The sequence below is a fragment of the Actinomadura sp. NPDC048032 genome, assembly GCF_040653175.1.
GTDB classification, from domain to species: domain Bacteria; phylum Actinomycetota; class Actinomycetes; order Streptosporangiales; family Streptosporangiaceae; genus Spirillospora; species Spirillospora verrucosospora.
In genome coordinates this window covers 1-4,540 of the sequence record NZ_JBEZJP010000547.1, presented here as the reverse complement: position 1 = coordinate 4,540, position 4,540 = coordinate 1, and the positions used below count along the sequence as shown (strand labels likewise).

The following is a 4,540-nucleotide window of genomic DNA, read 5'->3' as shown; positions in this document are numbered from 1 at the left end:
GGCTCCACCTGGCCGTCGGCGACTACCTCGCCGAGCTCGCGGACACGGCGCCGCTCCTGCTGCGGGATGCCCCCTGCGTCACGCGACCGGACGAAGCTCGGTTGCTGCGAGGCGGGCGAGTGCTCAGTGGAGCATGGTGAGGAGACCCTCAACGCCGCGCTTGAACGCACCACCGACGCTCTCGACGCCGTCGAGGTGGGCGCCGGTCATGGCGCCGTCGCGCATCATGACGAAGTGCCTTGCGGCGTGCTCTGGCTTGCCGCGTCGCGGTGAGCCTCCGAAGACCTGCGTGAACAGTTCCGTAAGGGTGGTCACGTACCAGGCCCGGTGATCGAGGACCACCTGCCGCACGGGGTCGTCGGGGTCGGGGTACTCGTTCGCGGCATTGAGGAAAGCGCATCCGCGGAACTCTGGTCTGGCCAGGTCGGCGGCGACGGCGGCGCCGATCGCGCGCAGCGCGTCGGCCGGCGACGGCGCGGCCTCGATGGCGGCCTGCGTGTCAGCGCGGATGTGGGCGTCGACGCCGCGCAGGTAGGCGAGTACGAGGTCTTCCTTCGACGGGAAGTGCCGGTAGAACGTCGCTCGCGTGGCCGGGGCCTCGGCGAGGATCCGCTCGACCCCGACCGCTCGGATTCCCTCCCGATAGAACAGGGCGCTGGCCGTGGACAGCAGCCGTTCCCGGGCCTCAGACCGCCCCTGCCTCCCCGTGCCGCTGTTCTGGCCGTCGTGCGCGGGACGGATCGGTGTAGCCATGTCTCGACCGTAGCAGAAAGAACGATCGGTCTTGCATTCGTGGGCGACGTCTGCCAAGCTCGGCCATGCAAGAGAGAACAGTCTTTCTACCTAACGGTGCCGCGCCGGACCGCGACGCGTCCAGCTTGCGGCAGGCCGCCCCACCGCGCGGAGGAACGCCGTGGGCTGGGGTTCGTCGAGGACGACCGTCGCGGCCGCCGCAGCCCGGTCGGCCGAGGACCGGGTTCGTCCCGCGCTGATCCACCCCGAATGAAGGGAATTCGTCATGACCATCACCGCCCCGGCTGTGACCGGTGTCGCAGCGACACTCCGGCGGCTCTACCTCGTGCGTTTCGGGTTCGCCCTCGTCTGGGCGGCCTTGCTGTTCCCGACCGCGTCGAGCATCAACCCGCTGACCGCGGCGCTGATCGTGCTGTACCCGGCGTTCGACGTGGCCGCCGCCGTCGTCGATGCCCGCTCCGCGCGAGTCAACGCGAGCGGCGGATCCGCGAACGGCTCCGTCCCAGGTCTCTACGTCAACGTCGCGATCAGCACCCTTACCGCCGTCCTGCTCGCCGTCGCCCTCACCTCCGGGGTGTCGGCCGTCCTGCGAGTCTGGGGCGCATGGGCCGTCGTGGCCGGCATCGTGCAGCTCGTCGTGGCCGTCCGACGGCGCCGCATGGGAGGACAGTGGGCGATGATCGCCAGCGGGGCGATCTCAGTGCTGGCCGGCACGTCGTTCTTCCTCATGGCGTCGAGCGCAGACGCCTCCCTGACCAACGTGGCCGGCTACGCCCTGCTCGGCGGCATCTTCTTCCTCGTCTCCGCGCTACGCCTCGGACGGAGCGACAACCAGGGTCACGAGTGAGAGGAACTGACACAACCGACCACACCCGGGCTACCGGCTCCCAGCTGAGAACGATCACGGTCAGGGTGTGAGCGTGCCGACCCGGTTCTCGTACTCGCGGCGGGCCCAGCGCTGAGCCGGGACAGTGCCCGGACCATCTCGTCAGCCGTTCGACGGCGCCTGTCCCTCGGCCACGCGGTCAGGTCTGATCCGGCTGATGAGCGGGGCCATGCTGGGCAGCCGCCTGTTCAAGGAGCGTGCGGAACAGATGCACGGCCGGGTTGCGGGCAGTGCCGAAGCGGACGACGCTGAAGATGGTGCGGGTGACCGGCGCGAGCAGGGGATGCAGGCTGACCCCGTCGTGAGGTTCGGGGATGGCCAGGCGGGGGGCCAGGGCGACCCCGGCGTCCACGGCGACGAGGGCCACCAGCACCGAGAAGTCGCTGCTGCGGACCCGGATGTCCGGGACGAATCCCGCCGCGCCGCAGGCCCGCTGGATCATCTCGTAACAGGACGCCTCGAGACCGGGGGTGAGCCACGGGGCGTCGGCAAGCCGGGCGAGGTCCGCCGGCTGACCAGGAGAGAGGCCGAGACTGCGGGCACGATCCGGGTGCAGGCACAGCAGCACAGGGTCATCCATGAGGACGTCCTGCCGGCTGTTCTGCGGGAAGTTACGGGGCAGCACCGAGTAGCTGTGGGCCAGGACCACGTCGGCGCGGTGCTTCTGCAGAGCCTCCAGCGCCTGGTCGGGTTCCTGCTCGTCGAGCCGGAGGGTGAGCGTGGGTGCCGACTCGTCCTCATGCTGGGCCAGTAGTCGGTACACGCGGGGCAGCAGGGTGCGTGCGGCGGAGGCGAAGGCGGCCACGCGCAGCACCCCGTGATGCCCGCCCCGTAGGGCGGCCAGGTCGGACTCCGCGGCGGCGAGGTCGCCGAGGATCACCTCGGCGTGCGCCACAAGGAGTTCCCCTGCGGGGGTCAGGCACAGCGTGCGCCCCCGCTTCTCGACCACCGGCACGCCGGCCTCGCGCTCCAGCACAGCCAGCTGCTGCGACACGGCCGGGCCGGTCAGATGCAGCGCGTCGGCCGTGGCGGCGATCGTCCCGTACGCGGCCAGGTGCTGCAGCATGCGCAGCCGTCGCACATCAAGCATGGAGACCTCTTCAGTGGCGTTGCGGTGTCGTCCGAGGGTCAGGGCCCGGCGCGGGCGGAGGCGGCCGGAGGGCTCGCGTACGCTGCCGGCCCGTGCCTCTGGTCCTACGGCGGTTGATCAGGACGACCCCGGCCACGGTGACCGCGCCCCCCGCCAGTTCGAGAGGAAGAGGTTTCTCGCCCAGCCAGACGAAAGAGACCAACAGGGCCACGGGCGGGACCAGGTACAAGGCCGCGGTGGAGGCGGCCAGAGGCAGGCGCGCCACCGCGTACCCCCAGATCACGAACCCGAGCGCGGAAGGCAGTAGGCCAAGGAAGACCGCCGACCACAGAGCGTCTGGCGGGGCGCCGACAGTTGCTTTCGCCGCCTCGGGTGCTAGGGGCAGGGCGAAGACGGTGCCCGCGACCATTGCGTAGGTGGCCACCTCCAGTCCGCTGTAGTGCCTGAGCAGCGGCTTGCTGGCGAAGTGGTACACGCCCTGGACGACGGCTGCGGCCAGCACCACCAGCGAGGCCGCACTGAAGCCGGCATACCCCCTGGCCAAGGTGACGACCGCGGTGCCCGCGATGGCGATCAAGCTGCCGAAGACGACGTTCCGGGTGAGGGGCTCGGACAGGAACGCACTGGCCAGAAGCACGCTGAACACGGGTGCGATCGCGATCAGGAGACTGGCCGTGCCGGCCGCGACGTGCACCTCTCCCCAGTTGAGAAGGACCTGATAGGCGGTCATGCCGGTCAGGCCGCACAACGCGATCAGCGGCAGGTCCCGCCTGCGCGGCAGGCGCACACCCGCGAACGGGGACATGGCCAGCAGCGCCACGGCGGCGACCGCGAGCCGCAGGAAGGACAGCGCGGCCAGACCAAGCCCTGCCACGCCCACCCGGATGGCAGGGAAGGCGCAGGCCCACAGCACGACAGTGCCCGCCAGGGCGAAGAACTCGGGCGCGGATCGCTTTCTCACCCCCTCAACGTGACACCCAACAAGAAGAAGTTCTATTTAGCATAAGTTCGCAAACCAAGTAGTTTCCCTTACGCGCCGCATCTACCTGCGAAAACGCTTCCGGCTCGGTCAGATGACGGCGCTCGCCAGCGTGCTGGCCAACCATGATCGTTCTCAGCGCCAACCGCTCGCCGCCGCCCAGGGCAGATGCACCTGTGCGGGCGGGATGGTGTCGAGATGCCTCGCGTCAGTCCACCAAGCAGGCGTTCGGCTCGGTGTTTCCCCCGGTCTCCGGAATTCCCTCCGATCTGGCTTGTGCCGACGGCGTGTTCGGACTTGTTCGGCTATCCCCCGTGAGGGTTCCCGCGCTGGTCAAGGGCCGCTGCAATGGCGGGGCCGGCGCCCGTGCGCCGGACGGCACCAGCGAAATGGGAGAGACATGAGAACGAGGAAGAGGGCCCTCGCAGCCTTGGCGGGCGCGGTGGCTCTGGCCGGGTCGCTACTCGCCGCCGGGTCGGCGGCTGCCGAGGCCTTGGAGGAGCACTTCTGCGACCCGGGGGCCAGACAGGACATCCTCCTGACGTTCAAGACCGGCGCCGACGACCTGCGCGGCGACAACTGGCTCGGCGACTCCAACCTGGCGATCACCGTCGTGCTGCGGAACAAACCGGCGTTCCGCATCGAGAACGTCAACCGCGGCAAGAACTGGGGCGGCGGCGAGGTCAGTCCCGTCCGGATCTGCCTGGACAGCCACGGGGTGGTCGCCGACGAAGTCAGCGGCCTGCGCCTGGAGGTTGTCAACGACCCGTTCGGCGTCTTCGACAACTGGAACATGGACCGTGTACAGGCGGTGACCCGCTCGTTCACCCTC

At 69.7% G+C, this 4,540-nt stretch carries 5 protein-coding genes; 2 read left to right on the top strand and 3 right to left on the bottom strand.

The genetic code is table 11. From position 1 onward, the window contains the following. Positions 1 to 123 precede the first annotated feature (123 nt). Complete coding sequence (locus AB0C69_RS38595; protein ID WP_360360977.1) at positions 124 to 753, bottom strand: helix-turn-helix domain-containing protein; 630 nt, start codon at positions 751 to 753, stop codon at positions 124 to 126. A gap of 265 nt (positions 754 to 1,018) precedes the next feature. On the opposite strand from AB0C69_RS38595, the gene AB0C69_RS38590 reads away from it, so the two are divergent. Next, positions 1,019 to 1,600, top strand: coding sequence for a DUF308 domain-containing protein (locus tag AB0C69_RS38590; protein ID WP_360360974.1), 582 nt, complete (start codon positions 1,019 to 1,021; stop codon positions 1,598 to 1,600). A gap of 178 nt (positions 1,601 to 1,778) precedes the next feature. Here the strand turns inward: AB0C69_RS38590 and AB0C69_RS38585 are convergent, their stop codons facing one another. Further along, positions 1,779 to 2,729, bottom strand: coding sequence for a LysR substrate-binding domain-containing protein (locus tag AB0C69_RS38585; protein ID WP_360360971.1), 951 nt, complete (start codon positions 2,727 to 2,729; stop codon positions 1,779 to 1,781). A gap of 10 nt (positions 2,730 to 2,739) precedes the next feature. Continuing rightward, positions 2,740 to 3,690 (bottom strand): DMT family transporter, encoded by a 951-nt coding sequence (locus AB0C69_RS38580; protein WP_360360968.1) that lies wholly within the window; start codon positions 3,688 to 3,690, stop codon positions 2,740 to 2,742. A 418-nt stretch (positions 3,691 to 4,108) separates the two neighbouring features. Here AB0C69_RS38580 and AB0C69_RS38575 point away from each other — a divergent pair. Further along, a partial coding sequence (locus AB0C69_RS38575; protein ID WP_360360965.1) for a hypothetical protein occupies positions 4,109 to 4,540 on the top strand: 432 nt, incomplete at its 3' end.

Excerpts from the sequence above, each read along its gene's own strand:
- AB0C69_RS38595 (WP_360360977.1), bottom strand. The coding sequence starts at position 753 with ATGGCTACACCGATCCGTCCCGCGCACGACGGCCAGAACAGCGGCACG.
- AB0C69_RS38590 (WP_360360974.1), top strand. The coding sequence starts at position 1,019 with ATGACCATCACCGCCCCGGCTGTGACCGGTGTCGCAGCGACACTCCGG.
- AB0C69_RS38585 (WP_360360971.1), bottom strand. The coding sequence starts at position 2,729 with ATGCTTGATGTGCGACGGCTGCGCATGCTGCAGCACCTGGCCGCGTAC.